Below are 23036 nucleotides of genomic sequence, written 5' to 3'. Positions count from 1 at the left end.
CGATAAAGCCCCTATGACGACATCGATACCCGCCTTAGCCATGTCCCAGACTTCCATCCTGCGTTCAATCGTACGCCCGCTGCGCCAGCGCGCTGCACTGCTGGCCGTCCTGACCGCCCTGGGCAGCCTGGCGGGTTGCGACTATGTCGGGCTGCAGCCCGTATCGAAACTCGAAGCCCGCAAGGAAGCCGAAGGCAAGGCCATCGGTGGCGCCTGCCGCCAGGCCGGTCGCGCACTTGAAGATTGTTATACGTTCAATCCCAACATGCCCAAGGCCGCAATCTTTCTGGGCTGGCGTGAAATGAACGACTACATGATGCAGAACAACCTGACCGTCATCCGGCCCGAAGTCGCTCCGGTACTGCCCAATGGCCGGGCCAGGCTCGACGCCCCTGCTCCGGCGGCCGCGCCCGCGGCCAACAAGCTGCCTGCCAAGGCTGCCGCGCTGTAAGCCGCTGCGGCCTTCCTGCTACGGCGGCCTAGCCGCCCCAGCCCTTACTCCGCGCTGGCGATCAGCGTCAGCAACCTGTCGACATCCACCGGTTTGGTCAGGTAACTGTCAAACCCGTGCGCCAGAGCTTCTTCGCGGTCGAACGCGGCATCACGGCCGGTCACGGCGATCAGCATGATGGGATCCAGGTGAGACGTCTCGCGGATCATGGTCGCGACATCCAGCCCATTCGGCGCCGGCATGTCGATATCCAGGACCATCACACGGGGACGCCACGACAGCGCCATTTCCATTGCGGCCGACCCGCCACCAACGAAACGGACATCATGATGATCGCTGCACGCTTCCGCGAGCGCTTCCGCGGCGCTGACATAATTGTCGACGATCAGCACACGGCGGGGTAAAGCCTGATTCAAATCCCATCTCCTCGAATGACACGCCGCGGCGGGCGCGCGCAAGGAAAATGCAAGATCCATACCTGTCGCACCGCGTTGGAGCGCTGCAGTGCAGCGCATTCGCGCCCCCGAACCCGGAATGGAATCGTCAGCGCGAGCCGTTGACGGACAGCCCGTCAACGCAGGCGCCATCTTAACCACTTCGATAGCTGCGTGCAGGCGCTCCAGCGCCATATTGCAGTTGCGGCAACCATCGGACACAACCGCAACACGGCGGTGGCGCAAGGACTGACGCCAGGGCCCCAGCAGCCATGCATGGCGGCGCGAATTACCGCTGCCGGAAATTATGACGTGGATACGCGAGGACACGGGCAAGCTGCCGCCTACGTGGCGTGGCCAACTGCAATGATCAAGATGGGGGATTCATGGCCAGGACGGATCCAGCAGGATCTGCGGCGGGTATTTTGAACTAGGGGGAGGGTGGGGTGACTGATGGGGCTCGAACCCACGACAACCGGAATCACAATCCGGGACTCTACCGACTGAGCTACAGTCACCACCGAAAAGACAAACTGCATGACAACGCTGCCAGGATCAACCAACTGCGTTTCACCTGCCTTCACGTGCTTCCCGAACGGGCTGCAGCAGCGAAGAACAGCATTCTAGCTAACTTTCGTTCGCTTGGCAAAGCGGACATCATTACGCGGCTGACAGACCGCATTTTCGCAGTCATTACCGAGCGGGCTAACCGCCCTGCTGCCCGCCGCTGGGCCCGCTACCGGAGCCCTGCACTTCGCAAGCCCACAATGACAAAAAGCTCCCGGAGGAGCTTTTTGGACCGACGACTTGTAGAGCGACTGGACCTTGCGGACCAGTGCCGACAGCGCAGGGCTGACAGCTAAAAGCTTACAGCGGGCGGATCTTGGAGGCTTGTGGGCCCTTAGGACCTTGGGTAGCCTCGAAGCTCACCTTTTGGTTTTCCAGCAGAGTCTTGCGACCTTCTGCTTGAATTTCCGAAAAGTGGGCGAAAAGGTCTTTGCCGCCGTCATCGGGCATGATGAACCCGAAACCTTTGTCGTCGTTGAACCATTTAACGATGCCTGTGGCCATGCTGTACTTCCTTGGAGTTTAGGTGAGCAAATGCTCGGAACCGCAAGAAGAAATCAAGGAAGGGCAATAGGCCAACTGAAGTACCGTTAAAGGCAACCACACTGAACAAAACCGCGTCACTTGAAAATCTTGCCAATTGACTATGGGGCTAGGAGCCTTTTCCGTCAACAGGTTTGCGTTTGCGTACCGCTACTGTACAACAATGTCCGAGAAAAACAGCAAGGCCTTTTCGCTTTTTTTAAGTAGTCGCCACGAGTGGTATTTGAGATGAATCCAAGTGATTGATTTTGCAGGACTTATCCCGCGGATGGCACCAAAACCTGCGTGTTTTCCCTAGCCGTGGCATTTACGCGCGCAGAATTTACCCAAAGCTGGCGCAATTTACCGATCAAGCACGCCAAAACTTGCGCGACGCTGCAGATAATGCACTGGGTGAGCAGGTCCGGCACATCAATTGCTGGTTGAAAATCGTGGCAAATGCCACGTCCCTTCGGGCTTTCCAATACAAACCCTAGGGAAATTCCTAGCATTTGGAGACGACAAAATGAAGCAGACCACTGACCAGCAAGGCAACTCAGGCCAAAACGCCCAGAACACCGCCGACCAATCGAATCAGAAGCAGCCACAACAGCAAGGCAACAATGCCTCGCAGCACGGCCAGCAATCCGGCGGCGCGCGCCAGGGCGACCAAGCCAAGCAAGGCAACCAGGGCAACCAGGCGAATCAGGACCCCTCGCGTCGCAACGACCAGCAGGACCAGCAGAATCAGCGGTCCCAGCAGGCCGGCAATAACCAGCAAGGTGGCGCACGCCAACCTAACGAACGATAGTCCTTTCGTTTGACTGAAGGTATAAGGGCGGGCCGGTGAAACACCGGCCCGCCCTTTTCACGTCCACCCGCCACCACGACGCGGGCGGAGACAGCTCACCCCACAGCGCCGTCAGGCGGTTTTTGCTTCGTGCTTCAGACCGTCGATAAATTTGCGCGCCGCACGCTCGGCGTGCCGATGCGCTTCGAATTCGGTGCCAAACACCTGGTCTTCGCCAATATGCGATTCCGGCACGATGTCTTCGTAGGCGGCAGCGGGGTCTTGCGACACGCTGGCCGAACCTTCGAACAGCACCGAGACCACACTATGGGGATTGACTGCCCGGGCCACGGTCTTGATGAAATACCCTTTATAGGTTTCGCCTGCGCCATGCGACATGGTTCACTCCTTTCAAACGCAGCATGCGATTGGCGGCCCGGAGTGGCCCGCCAGAATCCCATGCCGTGGGCGGTGATGACTCAACGCCTTGGGAACAATGCCCCCGGATGACGGGAACGGCCCGATCGTGACATGTCGATCGCGCGCCGCCCATCAAGACAAATCCTTACGACTTTCCCGGCGGCGTGGCGTTGATGCGCCATGGTGTCCGTTGGTCACCGCAGTGCACCATTTGTCAGCAGATGACTGACAATGGAGGTCACGCTACCTTGCGCCGACTCCCGGGATCTTCCATGGCCAGAAAAAGCCGCTCACTGACACGACTGATGCTCGACGCCGCCACCGGCATTGCGCGGCTGCAGCGTCGTGCCATGAAGCTCGCCACGAGCACGGCGACCAAGACGGCGGCTGCCAACGCCAAGGCGCTGAAAGCCAGCACGCCCAGACCCACCACCACCAAGACCGGCACCGGAAAGACCAGTGCGTTGACGCCGCCTGCCAGCCCGCGCAAACGCGGTGCGGCGGGTGCGGGCGCCGCCGCCCTGGGCAGTGGCACGCTGAGCCAGGGCACCCTGGCCCGCTCGCCCCTGCAACGGAGCGTCCGGCGTCCGGTGCCTGCCGCGCCGGTTGCGGCGGCGGCCACAGGCACCTGGGTGGCGGGCGTCTTCTCCACGCCGCCCATGCAAGGCGAGCTGATCGGCCGTCTGGACTATTTCGTCTATCTGCCTTCCAGCCGGCCTGCCGTCGGCCTGCCGCTGATCGTCATGCTCCATGGCTGCAGCCAGAGTGCGAGCGACCTTGCGGCGGGAACCCGCATGAACCGGCTTGCCGAGCGCGAGGGGTTTGCCGTGCTGTACCCCCAGCAATCGCGCGGGGCCCAATCCCATCGGTGCTGGCGCTGGTTCCAGCCCGAAGCGGGCGTCGGTGCGGCGGAGGCCGATGCCATCGCCAACCTTGCGGACAGCGTAACTCAGCAATACCGACTGGATCCTGAACGACGTTACGTGGCCGGCATGTCGGCGGGCGCCGGAATGGCGGCCCTGGTGGCCCTGCGCCATGCGCATCGATTTGCCGCCGTCGGCATGCATTCCGGCGCGGTGGTGGGCGCGGCAAGCAGCACGTCGGCGGGCTTGAGCACCATGCGGCGCGGCACGCTGCGCGACCCCCTGTCCTTGCTGGCTGGCGTGCTGGGGGCCAATACCCGGCCGGGGCGCCTGGAAGACGATGCCGCCCTGCCCGCGCTGATCCTGCAAGGCATGCGGGATCCCGTGGTGGCGCCGCGCAATGCAGAACAGCTGACGAAACAATTCCTGCACGTGAATGGCATGGACGGCGAAACGCCCGTGACGGCCGAGCTGGCCGTGGCGACGCCTGACGCCTATCGCCGCCTGGACTATCGGCGGGGCAGCAAGACGGTGGTGCGGGTGTGCGAGATCGCGCAGCTGGATCACGCCTGGGCAGGCGGAGACCCGGCGCATCGCTTTCATGCGAGGCGGGGTCCGGATGCGTCGGCGTTGCTGTGGCGGTTTTTCAGGTCGCACCGCCGCGAAGGCGCGACGGCGGAATAAGACGGTGGCCTGCCCTGAGGGAATCGAACCCCCGACCCACAGCTTAGAAGGCTGTTGCTCTATCCGACTGAGCTAAGGGCAGATCTGCGGAAGGCCGGGATTGTATCGTATCCCCCGGGCAGGCGACCGATCAGGTGGGCATGCCCGCTGCGGGAATCTGCGCCTGGCTGGCGCCCAGCGCTTCGATCAGCTTGGCGTTGAAGGCGGGCAGGTCGTCCGGCTTGCGGCTGCTGATCAGATTGCCGTCAAGGACCACCTCTTCATCCATCCAATCCCCGCCCGCGTTGCGGATGTCGTCCTGCAGGGACGGCCAGCTGGTCATGTTCTTGCCATCGACCAGTCCGGCGGACACCAGCAGCCAGGCGCCGTGGCAGATCACGGCAATCGGCTTGCCCTGCTCGTGAATATTCTGCACGAAGCGCTGCGCGCCGACTTCGCTGCGGATGGTGTCCGAATTGAACACGCCGCCCGGCAGCACGACGGCTGCAAACTGATCGGGGTCGGCATCCTCGAATGTCATGTCGACCGGAAAACTGTCGGCCTTGACGTCATGATTCATGCCGGTGACCTGCCCGGCCTTCTTCGATACCACAACGACTTTGGCGCCGGCGGCTTCGAGTGCCTGGCGCGGGCTGGTCATCTCGACCTGCTCAAAATTGTCCATGACCAGAACGGCGACGCTAATACCTTCCAGGGATGATCCCATGTGGCTCTCCTTGCCGTAGTCCATGCTATTGATGAGTGACTCGACTCACCAATCGCAACTTTTGTACCCGACGGCAGAGTCAACTCTGGGCGTTGCTGCTTTCCAGGAAATGCAAAAGCCGGCGCTCATCCAGGCTCAGGCCGCGCGGGCTGGAAAGTTTGGGCGGCGGGGGCAGATCGCCCCGCAGGTAGGCGTCGATGATGGCGGGGTGGATATAGCAGGACCGGCACACGGCGGGCGTGTTGCCCAGGCGTTTGGCCACGTCCTTGATGACCGCGACAACCACCTTGCGGGCGTCGTCGGCGCTGGTGAACGGAATGCGCTGCAAAGCTGCAAGCGCGATGACGGAGCCACCCCAGGTGCGGAAATGCTTGGCCGTGAACTCGCCCTTGCCGACTTCGCGCAGGTAGGCGTTGACCGTGCCGGAATCGATATGGCGAATGGTGCCGTCGTCGTCACGGTAATGGAACAGGTCGTGACCCGGAATTTCCATGCAGCGCTTGACGATGTTGGCGATACGGCGATCGGTCAGCGTCACGTCGTGCTCGACGCCACTCTTGCCGCGAAACTTGAAGCGGATGCGCCCGCCCTGCACGGACGCGTGCTGACGGCGCATGGTGGTCAGCCCATACGAACGGTTCACCTTGGCATAGCGGCTGGTGCCGATGCGGATCAGCGTCGTCTCCAGCAGCCGCACCACCACGGCCATGACTTTTTCCTGCGACAGGCCGCTGGCCGCCAGGTTGGCGTCCACGTGCTTGCGAACGCGCGGCAGGGCATGCCCGAATTCCGACAGCTGTTCATACTTGTTGGCGTCGCGCACCTCGTGCCAGCGCGGGTGGTACCGGTACTGCTTGCGGCCGCGGGCATCCCGCCCGGTGGCCTGGATATGGCCATCGGGATCGGGGCAGATCCACACGTTGGTATAGGCCGGCGGGATCACCAGCGCATTGATGCGCTTGATCTCGGCCTGGTCGGTAATGCGTTGACCGCTAGGGTCGAAGTACTGGAAGTGCTTGCGGATGATCTTGCGCGAAATGCCCGGCAGCCGGTCATCGACATACGTCAGCCCGCCAACCTGGCAATGCAGGGCCGCGTCGGCGGGGATCTCAGCAATCTCGTGCTGACTCGGGGTCGGGTGCAGGTCATCCATGACAACCCCCTATGCACGCTTCATGCCAAGCGAGTGCCGCCTGCTGCACAGGCGGGCGGCTGCTGTCATGGACGTGAAAAAACTGCCCGGCCCCGGCAAAAACTGCGCAAGATCGCGCTTAGCGCAACCCGCCCAAGACGCGCAGATCGTCTTCCTGCAGCTTGACCGGAGTGCCAGATCGGATCAACGCCGCAAAGTCTTCATCGGGCACCATGACCGTCAGGCAATACAGCTTGCCGGCGCCCACGTTTTCGATCGCATGCGCGGTGCCGGGCTTGATCATCAGGGCGTCGCCCTTGGCAATGCGGGTGCACTCGCCGTTGGCATAGGCATCGCCCTCCCCTTCCAGCACGAAAAACATTTCGTGCGCACGCAGGTGGCCGTTGGGCGGCGTGCGGCCGCCAGGCTCGAAAATCTCGACTACGGCAACCAGGTCGCAGTCTTCGCCTTCGCGGTCAAAGACCAGGGCAAAATAATTGGTGTCCCCGCTCGAGATGCGGAAGGCCGGGCAGGCCCCCATGGACTTCTTGATGGCTGCTGGCACGTTCATGCTGACATCCCTTGCAGCAAGGCGGTGGACTCGGCAACGAAGCCGAAACATTGATTGACGTTGTAGCGGGTGGCATCGGCACAGAAGGCCGGCGACGTGGTGGCCGAGCAGTCGTCGAGCAGCACGCAGTCGTAGCCCAGGAAGTTGGCGTCCTGCAGCGTGCACAGCACGCACTGGTCGACGTTGACGCCGGCAAACAGCAAGGTCGTCACGCCCAGATTGCGCAGGATCGAATCCAGCGGCGTATCCCAGAAGCCGCTCATGCGGTACTTGGCGACCTCGATATCGCCCGGGTGTGGCGCGATCTCGTCGACCACGGCCGCGGCCCATGATCCGGCCTCCAGCACCGCCGCGCCATTGGATGGCAGGGGGTCGCCCAGGCCGACGCCCTCGCCCGCCGGCTTGTAGACGTGAAGCAGCGACGGGCTCAGGTTCAGCTGGTCGGGGCGATTGCCCCAGTTCACCCACACGACCGGCACGTCAGCCTGGCGCAAGGCGGGCAACAGCCTGGCCAGCGGCGCGATCGGCGTGCGCGCCGGCGACACGTCCACGCCAATCGACGCCAGCCAGCCGTCCGGATGGCAAAAGTCGTTCTGCATGTCGATGACCACGATCGCCGTGCGGCGCAGGTCGATCGTCAGGTGTTGCGGCGTCGCCGTGAAACTGACCGGCTGCGGCGCGGCGGGCGTGCGCACCAGGTTGGCTGACTCCCGCGACACCTGCCACTGATTGCGCGGCGACGAACCCAAAGGAAAAGACTTAGCCATGCGAATGTTCCGAAGCAAGCGTCGACGCAGGCGCGGCGCCATGCATGGCCAGGTCCAGCATGTCGGATACAGCGCGGCAATGCGCGATGTATTCGGGCGTAAGCCGGAAATCGTTGGTGCGCGGGTACGGCGTATCCACGGCCAGTTCACCGATCATGCGGCCCGGACGCGCGGCCAGCACGACGATGCGGTTCGACAGGTAGACGCTTTCGTAGATGCTGTGCGTGACGAACACCACGGTGCACTGCGCGCGCTGCCAGATGTCGAGCAGATCGTTGTTCAATTTTGAGCGGGTGATCTCATCCAGTGCCGCGAACGGCTCGTCCATCAACAGCAGCTTGGGCTGGGTCACCAGTGCGCGCGCGATCGACACACGCATCTTCATGCCGCCCGACAGCTCTCGCGGATGCGAATTGGCGAACGCCAGCAGGCCCACCATGTCCAGCGTATTGTTGACACGATCCACCACTTCGGCGCGTGGAATGTCCTTGAGCATCAGCGGCAGATAGACGTTGTCGAACACCGTGGCCCAAGGCATCAGCGTGGGCTCCTGGAACACAAAGCCGATCTCGCGGATGGGCCTGCCGCGCGCATCGTAGCGGGCGGTCGGCCAGTCGATTTCGCCGCGGCTGTGTTCGCCCAGGCCCGCGATCATCCGCAGTGCCGTGGACTTGCCACAGCCCGACGGGCCCAGCAGGCTGATGAATTCGTTGGCCCGGATATCCAGGTTCAGGTTCTGCACGGCCAGCGTGCCGTTGGCGTAGACCTTGTCGACGCCGCGCAGGCGCACCAGGGGCTTGGTGGATACCGGGGCATGGGGGGCATGCGGCGCCGCCGTGCTGACGGCGGCCACGTTGGGGACGACGGAAATCATGCGCGCGACCTCATGCGATCCAGGGGATAACGATGGACTTCCTGGAGCAGCGTCGCGAAACCGCGCGCCGCATGATCCAGGCTCTGGTTGCCGCGTTCCGGATCGGCGTCGAGCGCGTTGCCGCAGGCGCCGGCCGGATGCAGGTCTTGGGTCTGCCAGCCGAAGCCCACCCGGCCTTCGGCGTTCAGGTAGCGATATTCCTGGGCCAGCTCGATACCGAGCGGCGTGAAGTTCTGCGCCTTGTCCAGTTGCACCAGGTCGGGCCGCAGCGCCAGCATCATCGAGGTCTCGCTGGACCCGCCATGAATGCCATACGTCTTTTCGTCGGGCGGGTACTGGTCGGGTACCGAACCAAAGCTCCAGGTCGCCGCCGTCACCACGAACATGTCGAGCCGCACGCGCAGGTCGCGCGCCACGATGTCCATCACCTGCGGCTGGCCGCCATGCGAGTTGAAGAGCACCAGTTTGCGGATGCCGGCGCGATACACGCTTTCGGCAATGTCGGTCCAGAGCTGGATCAGGGTCTCGGCGCGCAGGGTCAGCGTGCCGGGAAAGGCCTGGTGTTCGTTCGACTTGCCGATGGTCTGGGCCGGCAGGAACGTGACGGGCAAATCATCGGGCAGGAGCTTGAGCGTGCGGTCGACCACGCCGGCATTGATGCAGGCATCGACAAATACAGGCAGATGCGGGCCATGCTGTTCGATCGCGGCCACGGGCAGCACCGCCACCGTGTCGGGGGTCAGCGCCGCGAATTCCTCGGTCGTCATGTCGACCCACTGGCGGCGGGGAAAGCCGGACTTGATAACAGCGGACATGATCAATTCTCCTGTTTGGTTTCGCTTTCATGCCAGCGATGCAGCAGCACCCACTGGATGAAGGCCGTCGCATACCAGATGCCGATGCCGAACACCGACAGCATCAGCAAGGCGGCGAACATACGCGGGATATTCAGCAGATTTCCGCTTTCGACAATCGTCCACGCCAGGCCGGTCGCGGTGCCGCTGCCGGCCATGAATTCGGCCACCACCGCGCCGATCACCGACAGCCCCGCCGAGATGCGCACGCCTGCCAGGATGTAGGGCAAGGCCGAAGGCAGCTGCAGATAGCGGAAGCGCTTCCAGCGCGACGCGCCATACAGCTCGAATACATTGCGCAGGCCGTGATCGACCGACTTCAGGCCGATGGCCGTGTTCGACAGGATAGGAAAGAAGGCCACGATCCACGCCAGCAACAGCAGCGCTAGCCACAAGCGGTCCAGTCCCACCCAGATGATGATCAGCGGCGCGATGGCGATCGATGGCGTGACCTGCAACACCACCGCATAGGGCCAGAACGCCAGTTCCAGCGAACGGCTCTGGGTCAGCAGCACGCCCACCGCCAGGCCGCTGATCAAGGCCAGGAAGAAGGCGCTGAGCGTGATCGCGGCCGTGAAACGCAAGGCGCGAAACAGCGTCACGTGGTCGGCGATCAAGGTCTGGAAAATGAGCGACGGCGAAGGCAGGACGAACTTCGGAATGTTGTTGATCGTGACGAGCCATTCCCACAGCAGCAGGAAAGCCACGCCCGTGATCAGCGGCAGCAGGATGTTGGGCGCGCGGGTGCGCCACTTGGACGGCGCCTTGATGGCCGTGCCCGTGGGCGCGGCTGGCAAGGCAGTCGACGGCGACGTGGCCGCGGCGGCGCCGGCAGCCACCGAGGCGGGAGGCGCGACGCCGCGCACGGCGGCGCCGGGCAGGCTGTTGGCAGGTGTGCTCATGCAAAGGCTCGCTGTTCGGTTTCGCCGTGCTCGCGCAGCAACTGCGACAGCATGCGGCGCATGATCAGGCCGGGACGGTCGGATGGCATGTGCAGTTCTTCGCCGTCCTGGGTGGACAGCGGCACATCGGGTTCGCAGCTTTCAAGGATCAGCTGGTCTTCAAGCGTGACGGCGCGGTCAAAGGCCACCACGTCGGCCGACGCCACATCGGCTTCGGTGTCATTGCGGTACACCCACTGCACGACCATGGTGTTGCCATTGTCCATGGGCGTCGCACAGGTGATCAGCACGTGTTGCAGGCCATGCGGGTAGCGGATGGCCGTGCGGCGCGCGAAGGGCATGTACCACGTCGAATGGGTGTGGCGCACCGTGCGGCCATCGGCGGTGACGACGGCTTTCTGCGCCGTGTCGCCGCGCACGACCACCGGCGAGTCGTAGGCCGAATCGAAACCGAAATCGCTGACTTCGACTTCACGCGCGCCGACTTCGGGCTGGGCCACATCGCCAAAGGTTTCGCGATGCACATAGGCCACGTGCGCCGAATCAAAGGAATTTTCCATCAGCCGCAGCGCGCCGATTTTCCAGGGCTCATAGAACTCCGGCACCTGGCGAAAGCCCGGCAGCGCGGCTTCGGGAATCTCGGGAATGCCGGTCAGCGGGTCGTCCAGCGCGACCCACACATAGCCATACTTTTCTTCGGCCCGGAACGCCTTCACGCAATGTTTTGCAGAGATGGGTTCATCGGGCCGCTGGGGCATGCGAACGCAGGCGCCTGCCGTGTCGAACGTCCAGCCGTGATAGCCGCAGACGATGTTGTCGTTCTCGACGAAACCCAGGGACAGCTTGGCCGTGCGGTGGCAGCACCGGTCCTGCAGGCAGGCGATCTTGCCTTCGGCGGTCTTCCACAGCACGATCTTTTCGCCCAGCAGCGTGAATCCCTGTTGTCCTTCATCCAGCAAGGACACGGGCATCACCGCATACCAGAAGCGGCGCAGCACGGCTTGTTTCGTCACGATCATGGCAGGCTCCCTCTTACTTCGCGTTCACGAACTGCAGCGTGTACGCGCTCTTGTAGTCCAGCGTCTTCGAGATCAGGCCGGCCGACGCCAGCATGTCGAAGTGCGATTTCCAGCGCGCGTCGGTCATGGTGCCGATGCCGCCCTTGGCGGTGTCGGCGGATTCGACGATGCCGGCCGACTTCATCGTGCGGATGGCATAGGCGATCAGGTCGTCGGTGTTCTCGGGGTTGTTCTGCTTGATCAGGGCCACGGCCGGCTTGGGATCGACAAAGAACTCTTCCCAGCCCTTGCGCGTGGCGGACACGAAGCACTGCACGAGCTGCGGCTTTTCGTCGATCATCTTCTTGCTGGCGATCACGACCGAGCTATAGGCCTCGTAGCCATAGTCGGCCAGCAGGAAGGTCTTGGGCGACTTGCCGGTTTCGGTCTGCACGCGATACGGCTCGTTGGTCAGCAGGCCTTGCTGGATGCCAGTGGGGTCGAGCAGCCACGGGGCGAGCTGGCCGGTGTAGGCGCGCAGCTGGGCATCCGTAAAACCGAATTTGTTGCGCAGGAAGGGCCAGAAGCTGGTGCGCGACGAGGCCGACACCATGACGGGCTTGCCGCGCATCTCTTCCATCTTCTCGATGCCGTTGCCGGCATGCGTCATGAGGATCTGCGGGCTTTTCTGGAACGACGACATCACGGCCTTGGCCGCAAAGCCGGCTTCATTGACCTGGAAGGCGGTGTCGCTGAACGAGGCCATCATCATGTCGACGGCGCCCGCAACGAACAGCTGCTTGCCGTCGATGGCGGGACCGCCCTGGCGAATGTTCAGGTCAATGCCACAGGCCTGGTAATAGCCCTTGGCCAGCGCCTGGTAGTAGCCGCCGTGTTCGGCCTGTGCCTTCCAGCTGGTGAGGAAGGTGAGCTTTTCTGCGGCGTGCGCGTTTGCTGCAGTCAACAGCGTGGCTACTGCCACGGGCCACCAACGACGTATAGACATTGCCTTTCCCCAAAGTGGTGCACACCGACGTGGTGCGCTTCCTGATGTCAAACCGGCTCAAGAGGCCGATGAGGCAGTCTATGCGGCATCAGGGGAAGGCGGCAGCCTCGCGGCCACCATACAGTACATAACGCAAGTGGTATGAGTCAGGCCTCGGCGGCCACTACCGGGGTCAGCATGCCGCGATCGCCATGGTGAGGATCGACGACCAGTTCACGTACGGCGTCGCTGACTTGCTGGCGCAGCCAGCGGTTGGAATCGCTGGCGTGGTTGCGTTCATGCCAGAGCTGGTAGAACCGCATCGGCGGGAATTCGCGGGGCGCCGGCACGATGGTGACCGGCAGCAGCTTGGCGTAGTGCTCGGCAAACACGCGGCCCGTGGTGAACACCAGGTCGGTGGACAGCAACACATAGGGCGCCAGATTGAATTCCGGCACGGTGGCGGAAATCACACGGCGATAGCCGACCTTGGCCAGTTCACCGTCGACCGGCCCCATCTCGCGCAGCGAGCTGGGCTGCGGCGCGAGATGCTGCATGTTCAGGTAGCGCGCCAATGACAGGCGCGCTTCCCCCGCCAGGGGGTGCCCGGACCGCATCATGCAGACCACTTCGTCGGTGTACAGGCGGCCGATACGCAGGTCTTCGCGCGGATTGGGGCTGTTGTTGATCACCAGGTCCAGCTCGCCCTCTTCCAGCGCGCGCGCCACGTCAAAGGCAGGATCGATCAGCCGCAGCTTGGCGCGGATCCGGCGTCCGGCGCTGGTCAGCCGCGCGATGATCTGCGGCAGCAGCAAGGTGGGGATGCAGTCGGCGCAGGCGATCCGGAATTCCTTGTCGGACAGGTCGGGCGCGAAATTGGTGCCAACCTCGATCCGCGCCACCTGCGCCAGGATTTCCTGCAGCGGTTCACGCATGGCGACCGCGCGTTCGGTCAGCACCATGCGGATGCCGCTGCGCACCAGCAGGGGGTCGCCCGTGACCTTGCGCAGGCGCACCAGCATCCGGCTGATGGCGGGCTGCGCCTGGCCGGTTTTTTCGGCGACCTTGGTCACGCTGCAGTGCTGCAGGAGCAGACTCAACACCGTCAGGTGATGGATGTCCAGTGACTGTAGATCGGCGCGCATGGCTGCCCCTAGGTGAGCGTGGCGGTGGAAAGGCATTGTATCGGCAGTGCGCCACCGCTCCCGCTTTTGCCTTTCGCGCAAGAGTAATCACTACTCGGTGAGATTTGTGTGCTGGCAAATCGCGCGCAACTTGACTACAACCTATCCACAGCGATCGCCAAGCGGCGGGGAGCAGGGCATGACGGATATCAAGGGCGGTTCGGTCCAGGTCGACGGCGGCATCCTGGTGCTGGCCGCCACGGGCGACGCGCGCGCCGCAGCCGAGCGCGATGTGATGGACTGGTTGCGTTTGCACGGGCTGGAGGAAGTGGCCGACCTGCGGTCCGAAACGGAGGGCGACCAAGCCGGTTTGCGCCTGACGTTGCGGCCCGACCTGTTCGAAGCCTGGACCCCCGGCTACGACACCACCCGGCTGCATGACGAATTGGGGCTGGACACGGTGGCCCGCCCGCAAGACCTGGAAACCGAGGTGGTCGTGGCCATGCTGGCGTCCCCCATCGCCTTCGTGTTCCCGCACGTGCCCGAACTGCTGTCGTCCATCCGCATTCGCCGCTACATCGTGGAAGCGGCACGGCAGGCGGTGCTGGCCTTCGATACGGTTGATGCCGAACGGCCCATGGATTGGTGGGACTACAGCGACGAACGCGGCTTTACCGTCAAGCCAGGCAAGCCGCTGCGCGACGCCTTGCAAAAGGCGACCCAACCGGACCATGGCGAGCGCAAGTGGTCGTTTTCCTGTTACCGGGCCACCGAATACGTCACGCTGATGGGACTGGCGCGCGAACTGGCCATCTGCAACCCGGCGCTGGCCGACGACCTGCAACGGCAATGGGAAACGCGCGCGATCGTGTCCGGCGAATTCCACGAAGTGTTCCTGCGCGAATACGGCAGCATGGACGCCCCGCTGCCGCTGAAGTTCTACGTGCCCGGCGACCGGCTGTGGTTCCGCAATCCCGATCCGCATTCGTCGGACGTGGAAGGCTATGAAGGGTCCTGGATTTTCTATCTGGGCAACGGCCTGTTCAACAATTTCTGGACGCCGACCAAGGTGTTCTCGCTCCAGCGCAAATGCCTGGAGATCTATCACTGGCGGGACGCCACCTATCGCAAGCCGGATGGATCCCTGGCGGTAAATGACGACATCGTCGACGAACGCGTGCGCGCCACCCTGGCCGACCCGCAAGCCGTGGAACGTATCTATTCGATGATGCTGAAGCTGCGCGAGCCGCAGGGCGTCTACCAGGACGGCGGCTGCATCGACGCCACCCGGGAATGCCTGCGCTGGGTGCATCCCGATGTCAGCGAAATCACCTTGCCGGGGCGGTAACGGGGGAACCGCGGGGCAGCGTCGTCGCCTGCCCGCTAAAGCGCGGGTCCGGCCTGGCGCCGGTCTACCAGCCGAGTTTCCAAGCCGCCAGACCCACCGCAAAGAACAGGGCGACCACCCCGCCCTGCCCCGCCGCGCTGAAGCGCCGCCCTTCGACCATCCGGTAGAACACGGCGCCCGCTGCAATGCTGAAGAAGAACGCGGCGACGAGGCCCAGGGCGTTGACCACGGGCGTGGCAGGCAGGAAGCGCGCGACGGCCGCGTTGACCACCAGGCACACCGGAAAGTGGACCAGGAAGATCGAAAACGAGATGCGGCCCAGCCAGGACACGATGTCAGGCATCTGCCAGTGCGCCAGCCCGCCCGACAGGCGCGCGCACGCCAGCAGGCCGGCCACGGCGGCGGCCACGACAATCCTTGATCGGAAATCCGCCAGCAAGGCCGCCCCGACACAGGCCACCAGCAGACCGAGCCAGACCCGCGGCCGCCTGACCGACGGTTCCGTCGCCCAGAACACCAGCGCGCCCAGCCCGTAATAGGCCAGGTAGTACACGCCGGTTTCGTCCCACAGATCGTCGCGGTTGAACGCGATCAATGACGCCCACGTCAGCCCCGCGATCGCCACGATCCCCATCCTGGGCATGCCGGCCCGCGCCGTGATCGCCAGGATCAGCGCCATCATCGTGAACAGCTGGAAGTCGACCGCCAGATACCAGACGCCTGCGGACAAGGCCTCCTGGTCGACGAGGTCCTGCAAAAAGAACACGTGCGCGAACAGCTGCCAGGGATTGGGTACCGCCGAGATGGATTCATGCGTCATCCATCGCCGGGCAAGGGCGTTGCAAAGGATCGCAAGAGTCAGGGCGGCGGCGAGTGGCACCACCAGGCGCAGATAGCGCTTGGCAATCGCGCGCCAGGGGCTGGCGGCTGTACGGGTTCCATCATGCGGCCCCAGCTGCATCGCGCACAGGAAGCCCGCCACGACCAGGAAGGCCTGCACCGCCATCCGCCCGTAGGCATACAGCCCGTCGAACAAGGGGTGCGAGAGCGGATACGCCACGTCCGACATCGGCCCGTAAAAAGCCAGGTGATGCGCCACGATCGCCAGGCAGCCAGCCGCCTTGATGGCGTCCATCAGGGGCAGGCGGGATGGCGAAGACGTCATCATGGAATCCTGGGCATTCGATGACCAGGACGATACGCCCTTCAGCCCTCGAACGCCGCTTGCAGCGCACCGTCAGTCAGTGACGACCCTGTAAACCGTCTTGTTGTTGCCGAGCGTGAAGTAACGCTTGTTTCCCGACTGGAGCGTTTTGACGGGCAGGATATCAAGCAAACGTTGACTCTTGCCGGACGCGGCTTTCCAGGTATATACCGCCTGATTCGCCTGGAAATCGATCTCTATGGGCGAACCGGGGAGCGGCTGCCGGTTGGTGGTCAGATCCACCGCGAACTTGTCGCTACCGTTGATCGAATAAAGGGAATTCGCGCCCGTGCTGTCCTCGCCCCATCTGACCAGCCCGTCAGACACCGAGTATCCTCGCAACGTGCTTGTGTAGGTCAACTCCGGGCCGCCTGCAAGAGGCCTTCCGAGAAGGATGCGAGGCACGGAAAGCCCTGGATAGAGAGGATCCGTGCCGGGCCGTGTCCAGATCACACGTTCACCGTCGGACCTGGGCGAATTGCCATTGATATTCAGGTTTTCGGACGCGCCAGTCTGCGCATTCCAGTTCGTAATTGCGGCTACCCCCAGGCTGGGATTGATCGTGTACAGGACGTTGAGTACACCTCCCCGCATATAACCAAATCCCAGGTCGCTATTGGTGCCGGCAGGAAGCAGGATAGACCGCAACGTTGCCGTGTCTGTTTCAAAGATCCGGAATCCGGCGAAGGACACCGCTTCGCTTTTCCATACGACATATCGGCCGACAATCTGCGGCATTCTGCTGCCGCCTTCGAACCCCGTCACCGATCGCTGCGGATCGATGTTCGTGAGGTTTTTGACAACAAGGTCGCTGCCCCAAAAATAGACGCATTGGTCCTGGCAATCCGAGCCGCGACCGGCGGCGACCACGAAACCGTCGCCTAGCAGCCAAGTCGTATTGATCCAGGCCAGGTCGATGCTGCCAGAAATGGGTCGGTTCAGCCCGGTCACGGTGTTGAGCCAATGAATCGAGCGGTCCGCCGCCCGATACAGAATCGAGTCGCCGGCCGCTGCAAGCAATTCGCCCTCCGCCTGGAGGACCGTGATTTTTTCCGGCTTGGCCGCAGACGGCGATTGAACGTAGACCGTAGCGGTGGACGATGCAGACATGTTGGTGTTGTCGGTCGTCGTCGCAGTGACCACGTATCGTCCTGCGCCGAGACCGGACGCTTCGAACGGCGCGGAAAAATCGAGCTGCGTTGTGGTGAGAACGGTCAGGCTGCCGATCTTCACGGTCGTGGTCAGCGGCGAGGCCTTATCCGTCACGGCCTTGCCACGCAGAACGACATTGCCCGAAATGAAACTGCCATCCAGTCCCGATTCCAACGTGACCGCTGGAGCGTTCGAAATACGAACGGTGTCGCTCAACTCCAGGAAGGCACCCGTTTTGTCCGTGACGAAAATTTTCAATGCGTGGGTACCTGAGCCAACGGCCCGTTCGTTAAGCACGAACCGGTACACCGATTGGGGGTAGACACCGCAAGGCTCGATCGGGCACCCGTTAGGCTGAAGCAATTCGCCAAACGGCGCACCGTCAAGCACGGCGGCAACCTTGGCAATGCCGTTGGCGGAGGTCGCCGTGACGTCGTACACCTCGTCAAATGCTGCTGACATCCTGACATTGCGGGCCACGCTGGCTGCGATGTCGGGGTTTGCAACAGCCACGGCACGCCGGTATTCGACGAACACACCATCGCTCACCTCCACAAGGGCAAGAATCAAGTGGTTGCCGACCGGGTCCGACTTGCTGTCCCAGACCAGCGGCGCGCCCGGTGTCTGGGCGCCCGCACCGAGCAAACGCAGATCGGAATACCACTTCACCGACCGGTAGGTGGCCCCCCCACTGAGTGAGAGGGTTACTGCGCCTGTCAGCGGTTCGGTCTTGTCGGTGATGATGGTGACAGCCGCCTGCGGCACTGCCACGACGATGGAGGTGCCACCCGCAGACGCCGTCAAAGGAAGCGCGCCTGCAGGTACCACCGCGCTCACGCGATAAGTTTGCGTCTGCGCATTCGGCCATGACCAGGCGATACGGCCGCCGGCACCATTCAAGCCAGGTACCGTGGCGGCCCGCGCGAATTTCCCATCCGCCCCGGCAATGTCCACGACGAAGTCGGTGCCGGCAGCAAAGGAGTCCGTCCATTCGAGCTTGACGCTGTTGTCCGCAAGGTTCAGTGTCGATGACACTTTTGCGTTGGCGGCGCTGTCGAGATCACGCTGCGTGAATGTCGGCTGCGGGGGATCGACAGGTGTCACAGGGACAGAGGGATCCTGAGGCGTGCCTGGAGCAGTCGATCCGCCGTCTCCGGAGTCTCCCCCACCGCACGCACTAAGCGCGCAGCATGCACTTACAAGCACCACCCCAAACCATTTACGCATGGCATTATCTCCGCCGGTTTAATCCGAACTACTCCCCGAAATGCTTTTACCACGGCGATTCCTTGCAGGGAGAATCATTCGTTCGTTAGCGAGGATCCATTGCAAAGTACAGCCGGTAGCGGGTGGTGGAGTTGAGGATCGCCAGACGAACGAAAGCCCGTCAACCTTGCGGTGGACGGGCTTTCAAATTGGTCGGAGTACAAGGATTCGAACCTTGGACCCTCTGCTCCCAAAGCAGATGCGCTACCGGGCTGCGCTACACTCCGAAGTACTTTGCGTCCGCCGTATTGAGCTCGGCGGGTCGCTTAGTGGCAGTACTTTTTTCACTGCCCTTTCAGGCAGAAAAAAAGTATAGCACTGGCATGCCTGCAAAAGCAAGTTGCACGCGGCGCAACATGCATCGCGTGCGCTTGCCGAATCACCGATCAGCCGAAGCGGCCGGTAATGTAGTCTTCGGTCGCCTTTTTGGTCGGCTTGATGAACACCTGGTCAGTCACGCCGAATTCGATCAGCTCGCCCAGGTACATATAGGCCGTGTAGTCCGAGCAGCGGGCTGCCTGCTGCATGTTGTGCGTCACGATGACGACGGTGTAGTCGTCTTTCAGTTCGGCAATCAGCTCTTCGATCTTGGCGGTCGAGATCGGGTCCAGCGCCGAACATGGCTCATCCAGCAGCAGGACCTGCGGCTTGATGGCGATGCCGCGGGCGATACACAGACGTTGCTGCTGGCCGCCCGACAGGCTGTGGCCGCTCTGGTTCAGCTTGTTCTTGGCCTCTTCCCACAGCGCAGCCTTGGTCAGCGCCCATTCGACGCGCTCGTCCATCTCACCTTTGCTGAGGTTTTCGAACAGGCGCACTCCGAAGGCGATGTTTTCGTAGATGCTCATCGGGAACGGCGTCGGCTTCTGGAACACCATGCCGACCTTGGCGCGGATCAGCGAGATGTCCATCTTGGACGTCAGCAGGTTTTCGCCGTCCATGTTGATCTCGCCTTCGGCCCGCTGTTCGGGATAGAGCTCGAACATGCGGTTGAACGTGCGCAGCAGGGTCGACTTGCCGCAGCCCGAGGGTCCGATGAATGCCGTGACCTTCTTTTCCGGAATGGTCATGTTCACGTTGCGCAGGGCGTGGAACTTGCCGTAGTAGAAGTTCAGGTTCTTGACTTCGAGCTTGGCAGGCGAGGCGTGGAGGTCCATGGCGGTTCCGTTACGGGGAGTCTGGTTCGAAGAGGTCGAATGATAGGCAGGCATGGCGGGATCAGGCAGCTTGTTTGCGGAACATGATGCGGGCGGCGATGTTGATGGCCAGCACCAGGAGCGTGATCAGCGTCGCGCCGGCCCAGGCCAGGCGTTGCCAGTCGGCGAACGGGCTCATCGCGAACTGGAAGATCGTGACGGGCAGATTCGACATCGGGCCATTCATGTTCAGGGACATGAACTGGTTGTTCAGGGCGGTGAACAGCAGCGGCGCGGTTTCACCGGAAATGCGGGCCACGGCCAGCAGGATGCCGGTGACGATGCCCGAGCGGGCCGCGCGGTAGCAGACCATGGTGATCATCTTCCACTGCGGGCAGCCCAGTGCGGCGCAGGCTTCGCGCAGGCTGTTCGGCACGAGCTTGAGCATGTCATCGGTGGTGCGGACCACGACCGGGATCACGATCACGGCCAGGGCCAGCGCGCCGGCCCAGCCTGAAAAGTGGCGGACCTGGGCGACATACACGGTGTAGATGAACAGGCCGATCACGATCGACGGGGCCGACAGCAGCACGTCGTTGATGAAGCGCGTGGCCGGCGCCAGCCAGCCGCGCTGGCCGAATTCGGCCAGGTAGGTACCGGCCAGGATGCCGACCGGCGTGCCGATCAGGGTCCCGACGCCGGCCATCATGACGCTGCCGACGATCGCGTTCATCAGACCGCCGTTCTGGCCCGGCGGCGGGGTGATTTCGGTGAACAGCGTAAAGGCCATCGCGCTGGCGCCCTTCGTGAGCAGCGTCAGGATGATCCAGAACAGCCAGAACAGGCCGAACATCAGGGCCGCTGCCGACAACGCCAGCATGACCTTGTTGGTGACACTCCGGCGGCGGTACACCGGGTTTTGCATGTTGATAATGGTCGGGATCATGGTCGCTTAGCTCTTGATGCCTTCGCTCTTCGACAGGCGCAGCAGCATCAGCCTGGAGAAGGTCAGCACGATGGTCGTGATGAGGAACAGAATCAAACCCAGTTCGATCAGGGCCGACAGGTGGACATCGTCGGACGCTTCGGCGAACTCGTTGGCGAGCGACGAGGCGATCGAATTGCCCGGTGCGAACACCGAGGTCGAAAGCCGGTACGCGTTGCCGATCACGAAGGTGACGGCCATGGTCTCGCCCAGGGCGCGGCCCAGGCCGAGCATGATGCCGCCGACCACACCCACTTTCGTGAAGGGCAGCACGACGCGCGACACCACTTCCCAGGTCGTTGCGCCCAGGCCGTAGGCCGATTCCTTCAGCAGCGCCGGGACCAGTTCGAACACGTCGCGCATCACGGCGGTAATGAACGGGATGATCATGACGGCCAGGATGATGCCGGCGGTGAACACGCCGATACCGAAAGCCGGACCCTGGAACAGGATGCCGGCGCCGGGGATGTTGCCCAGCGTGTTGATCAGGGTCGGCTGCACGTAGGTCTGGAACAGCGGGGCAAAGATGAACAGGCCCCACATGCCGTAGATGATCGACGGAATCGCGGCGAGCATTTCGATCGCGGTGCCCAGGGGGCGGCGCAACCAGGTCGGCGACAGTTCGGTCAGGAACATGGCGATGCCGAAGGACACCGGCACGGCAATGATCAGAGCAATGAACGAGGTCAGCAGCGTGCCGACGATGGGCACCAGGGCGCCGTACTCGTTGTTGACCGGGTCCCACTCGGACGAGGTCAGGAAGCTCAGGCCGTATTTGGACAGCGTGATCTGGCTGCCAAACACGAGGGATATGAGGATGGCGGCCAGCAGACTCAGGACCAGGAAGGCCGCAAGTCGGGTGACGTTCTTGAACAGCGCATCCATCAACGCGTTGTTGCTTTTCTTCATCGGGGGCGTGTTCCCGGTAGTTACTGGGACCGAGTTTCCTCGGCGTACGCCGGGCATGTTATCAAGGACCGCGCTCATCGGTGCTTCCCGTCAAGGGTATGAGATGCCGGAACGGCCACCCAAAGGAGATGAATAGGGACGAATCAGGGGTAATGCGGGGGTAAACGACGTACAGGCGGGACACACGACTCGGGAGCACGTCCCGTAAGGACAGTGCTCCCGATCATGCTGCAATCCAGGACTTAGTAGACGGCCTTGCCGCTCGTGTCCTTGATGTCCGACTTCCACAGACCACGGATCTGGGTGGTCACGGCGTCAGGCAGGGCCACGTAATCCATGTCCGAAGCCGACTTCTTGCCGTTCTTGAACGCCCAGTCGAAGAACTTCAGGACTTCGGCGGCCTGCGCGGGCTTGTCCTGGGTCTTCTGGACCAGGATGAAGGTCGCGCTGGTGATGGGCCAGGCCTTGGCGCCCGGTTCGTTGTTCAGGATCACGCCCATGCCTGGCGCGCTTTTCCAGTCGGCGCCGGCGGCAGCGGCAGCAAAGGCCTCTTCTTCCGGCTGGACGAACTTGCCGTCCTTGTTCTGCACCTGGCCGTGCGACAGCTTGTTCTGCTTGGCGTAGGCGTATTCGACGTAGCCGATCGAACCGGCGAATTGCTTCACGTAGTTGGCGACGCCTTCGTTGCCCTTGCCGCCCTGGCCGGCAGGCCACTTCACAGCCTTGCCTTCACCGACGCTCGACTTCCAGTCGGCGGAGACTTTCGACAGGTAGTTGGTCCAGCCGAAGGTGGTGCCCGAGCCGTCCGAACGGTAGACGACGATGATGTCGGTCGAAGGCAGCGTCACGCCAGGGTTCAGCTGGGCGATGGCCGGGTCATTCCACTTCTTGATCTTGCCCAGGTAGATGTTGGCCAGCAGATCGCCGGTGAACTTCAGTTGACCCGGGGTGATGCCTTGCAGGTTGACCACGGGCACGATGCCGCCGATCACTGCGGGAAATTGCAGCAGGCCGTTCTTGTCGAGGTCCGCACCGCTCATCGGATCATCCGAGGCGCCGAAATCGACCGTCTTGGCGATGATCTGCTTCTGGCCGCCGCCCGAACCGATCGACTGATAGTTGACCGTGTTGCCCGTGGCAGCCTTGTAGTCGGACGCCCACTTGGCGTAGATGGGGTACGGGAACGATGCGCCAGCCCCGGTGATGTCGGCTGCATGGACGGCAACAGATGCCAGACCGAAAGCGACAGCGACCGAAACTTGCTTGAAAACGTGCTTGAACATTGCAGGACCCTCTGCGTTGGGTGGGGGAAAAACAGCGTACCCATGCAGATTACCCAGCCAATATGACATGACCGTGACAGTCATGAACGGCGTAGGCGAAAACCCGACG

At 62.8% G+C, this 23036-nt stretch carries 23 protein-coding genes and 3 tRNA genes; 4 read left to right on the top strand and 22 right to left on the bottom strand.

Annotated features, from left to right (window positions below):
- Positions 1–40: 40 nt before the first annotated feature.
- The gene (locus HD883_RS25590) at positions 41–451 is read left to right on the top strand and encodes a hypothetical protein (protein ID WP_257022691.1); all 411 of its coding nucleotides are present in this window, start codon (positions 41–43) and stop codon (positions 449–451) included.
- Positions 452–495: 44 nt separating this feature from the next.
- Here the strand turns inward: HD883_RS25590 and HD883_RS28065 are convergent, their stop codons facing one another.
- The 3 genes from HD883_RS28065 to HD883_RS25575 all read right to left on the bottom strand — a co-directional run bounded on the left by HD883_RS28065 (position 496) and on the right by HD883_RS25575 (position 1956).
- On the bottom strand, positions 496–1215 hold the full coding sequence (locus tag HD883_RS28065) for a response regulator (protein ID WP_179590342.1): 720 nt from the start codon (positions 1213–1215) through the stop codon (positions 496–498).
- A 112-nt stretch (positions 1216–1327) separates the two neighbouring features.
- Positions 1328–1403, bottom strand: a tRNA-His gene (locus HD883_RS25580).
- Positions 1404–1752: 349 nt separating this feature from the next.
- Entirely contained in the window at positions 1753–1956 is a 204-nt protein-coding gene (locus tag HD883_RS25575) for a cold-shock protein (protein WP_179590344.1), read from the bottom strand.
- A gap of 544 nt (positions 1957–2500) precedes the next feature.
- Between HD883_RS25575 and HD883_RS25570 the strand changes: the two genes are divergently transcribed.
- Positions 2501–2785, top strand: coding sequence for a hypothetical protein (locus HD883_RS25570; RefSeq protein ID WP_179590346.1), 285 nt, complete (start codon positions 2501–2503; stop codon positions 2783–2785).
- 111 nt (positions 2786–2896) lie between these two features.
- On the opposite strand, the gene HD883_RS25565 is transcribed toward HD883_RS25570, so the two are convergent.
- Positions 2897–3163 (bottom strand): hypothetical protein, encoded by a 267-nt coding sequence (locus HD883_RS25565; protein WP_179590348.1) that lies wholly within the window; start codon positions 3161–3163, stop codon positions 2897–2899.
- Between the two features lie 293 nt (positions 3164–3456).
- Between HD883_RS25565 and HD883_RS25560 the strand changes: the two genes are divergently transcribed.
- On the top strand, positions 3457–4731 hold the full coding sequence (locus HD883_RS25560) for an extracellular catalytic domain type 1 short-chain-length polyhydroxyalkanoate depolymerase (protein WP_179590350.1): 1275 nt from the start codon (positions 3457–3459) through the stop codon (positions 4729–4731).
- A gap of 5 nt (positions 4732–4736) precedes the next feature.
- Here the strand turns inward: HD883_RS25560 and HD883_RS25555 are convergent.
- The 11 genes from HD883_RS25555 to HD883_RS25505 form a co-directional block, all read right to left on the bottom strand.
- Positions 4737–4813 (bottom strand) — tRNA-Arg (locus tag HD883_RS25555).
- Positions 4814–4861: 48 nt separating this feature from the next.
- Positions 4862–5437 carry a type 1 glutamine amidotransferase domain-containing protein gene (locus tag HD883_RS25550; protein WP_179590354.1) on the bottom strand — a complete coding sequence of 192 codons (576 nt, stop codon included), beginning with the start codon at positions 5435–5437 and terminating at the stop codon, positions 4862–4864.
- 79 nt (positions 5438–5516) lie between these two features.
- Positions 5517–6590 carry a DNA topoisomerase IB gene (locus HD883_RS25545; RefSeq protein WP_179590359.1) on the bottom strand — a complete coding sequence of 358 codons (1074 nt, stop codon included), beginning with the start codon at positions 6588–6590 and terminating at the stop codon, positions 5517–5519.
- Positions 6591–6708: 118 nt separating this feature from the next.
- On the bottom strand, positions 6709–7140 hold the full coding sequence (locus tag HD883_RS25540) for a cupin domain-containing protein (protein WP_179590364.1): 432 nt from the start codon (positions 7138–7140) through the stop codon (positions 6709–6711).
- Positions 7137–7907, bottom strand: a complete 771-nt coding sequence (locus HD883_RS25535; RefSeq protein ID WP_179590368.1) for a cysteine hydrolase family protein — start codon at positions 7905–7907, stop codon at positions 7137–7139. Before HD883_RS25535 ends, HD883_RS25540 begins: the two co-directional genes overlap by 4 nt.
- Complete coding sequence (locus HD883_RS25530) at positions 7900–8781, bottom strand: ABC transporter ATP-binding protein (protein WP_179590373.1); 882 nt, start codon at positions 8779–8781, stop codon at positions 7900–7902. Before HD883_RS25530 ends, HD883_RS25535 begins: the two co-directional genes overlap by 8 nt.
- Entirely contained in the window at positions 8778–9596 is an 819-nt protein-coding gene (locus tag HD883_RS25525) for a creatininase family protein (protein WP_179590376.1), read from the bottom strand. The genes HD883_RS25530 and HD883_RS25525 overlap by 4 nt, the downstream gene beginning before the upstream one ends.
- Before the next feature lie 2 nt (positions 9597–9598).
- The gene (locus HD883_RS25520) at positions 9599–10537 is read right to left on the bottom strand and encodes an ABC transporter permease (RefSeq protein ID WP_179590378.1); all 939 of its coding nucleotides are present in this window, start codon (positions 10535–10537) and stop codon (positions 9599–9601) included.
- Positions 10534–11556, bottom strand: a complete 1023-nt coding sequence (locus HD883_RS25515) for an aromatic ring-hydroxylating dioxygenase subunit alpha (protein ID WP_179590380.1) — start codon at positions 11554–11556, stop codon at positions 10534–10536. The genes HD883_RS25520 and HD883_RS25515 overlap by 4 nt, the downstream gene beginning before the upstream one ends.
- Positions 11557–11569: 13 nt before the next feature.
- Positions 11570–12541, bottom strand: coding sequence for an ABC transporter substrate-binding protein (locus HD883_RS25510; RefSeq protein WP_179590382.1), 972 nt, complete (start codon positions 12539–12541; stop codon positions 11570–11572).
- A gap of 146 nt (positions 12542–12687) precedes the next feature.
- The gene (locus HD883_RS25505; RefSeq protein ID WP_179590384.1) at positions 12688–13665 is read right to left on the bottom strand and encodes a LysR family transcriptional regulator; all 978 of its coding nucleotides are present in this window, start codon (positions 13663–13665) and stop codon (positions 12688–12690) included.
- A gap of 178 nt (positions 13666–13843) precedes the next feature.
- Here HD883_RS25505 and HD883_RS25500 point away from each other — a divergent pair, with 178 nt between their 5' ends.
- The gene (locus tag HD883_RS25500) at positions 13844–14992 is read left to right on the top strand and encodes a hypothetical protein (protein ID WP_179590385.1); all 1149 of its coding nucleotides are present in this window, start codon (positions 13844–13846) and stop codon (positions 14990–14992) included.
- A 64-nt stretch (positions 14993–15056) separates the two neighbouring features.
- Here the strand turns inward: HD883_RS25500 and HD883_RS25495 are convergent, their stop codons facing one another.
- The 7 genes from HD883_RS25495 to pstS all read right to left on the bottom strand — a co-directional run bounded on the left by HD883_RS25495 (position 15057) and on the right by pstS (position 22927).
- The gene (locus tag HD883_RS25495) at positions 15057–16157 is read right to left on the bottom strand and encodes an acyltransferase family protein (protein ID WP_257022690.1); all 1101 of its coding nucleotides are present in this window, start codon (positions 16155–16157) and stop codon (positions 15057–15059) included.
- A 72-nt stretch (positions 16158–16229) separates the two neighbouring features.
- On the bottom strand, positions 16230–18452 hold the full coding sequence (locus HD883_RS25490) for a hypothetical protein (RefSeq protein ID WP_179590386.1): 2223 nt from the start codon (positions 18450–18452) through the stop codon (positions 16230–16232).
- 312 nt (positions 18453–18764) lie between these two features.
- Positions 18765–18841, bottom strand: a tRNA-Pro gene (locus tag HD883_RS25485).
- Positions 18842–19000: 159 nt separating this feature from the next.
- Positions 19001–19771: a phosphate ABC transporter ATP-binding protein PstB gene (pstB, locus tag HD883_RS25480; protein WP_257022689.1), complete on the bottom strand. Its 771-nt coding sequence runs from the start codon at positions 19769–19771 to the stop codon at positions 19001–19003.
- A gap of 61 nt (positions 19772–19832) precedes the next feature.
- A complete protein-coding gene (gene pstA / locus HD883_RS25475; protein ID WP_179590389.1) occupies positions 19833–20696 on the bottom strand; it encodes a phosphate ABC transporter permease PstA in 864 nt (287 codons plus the stop codon).
- A 6-nt stretch (positions 20697–20702) separates the two neighbouring features.
- Positions 20703–21722, bottom strand: coding sequence for a phosphate ABC transporter permease subunit PstC (gene pstC / locus HD883_RS25470; RefSeq protein WP_179590391.1), 1020 nt, complete (start codon positions 21720–21722; stop codon positions 20703–20705).
- Positions 21723–21886: 164 nt separating this feature from the next.
- Positions 21887–22927, bottom strand: a complete 1041-nt coding sequence (gene pstS, locus HD883_RS25465) for a phosphate ABC transporter substrate-binding protein PstS (protein WP_179590393.1) — start codon at positions 22925–22927, stop codon at positions 21887–21889.
- Positions 22928–23036: the final 109 nt, after the last annotated feature.

The organism is Pigmentiphaga litoralis, from assembly GCF_013408655.1.
Lineage (GTDB): Bacteria > Pseudomonadota > Gammaproteobacteria > Burkholderiales > Burkholderiaceae_B > Pigmentiphaga > Pigmentiphaga litoralis_A.
Note: the sequence above shows the minus strand (reverse complement) of the source record. Positions and strands in the feature narration are given on the sequence as shown.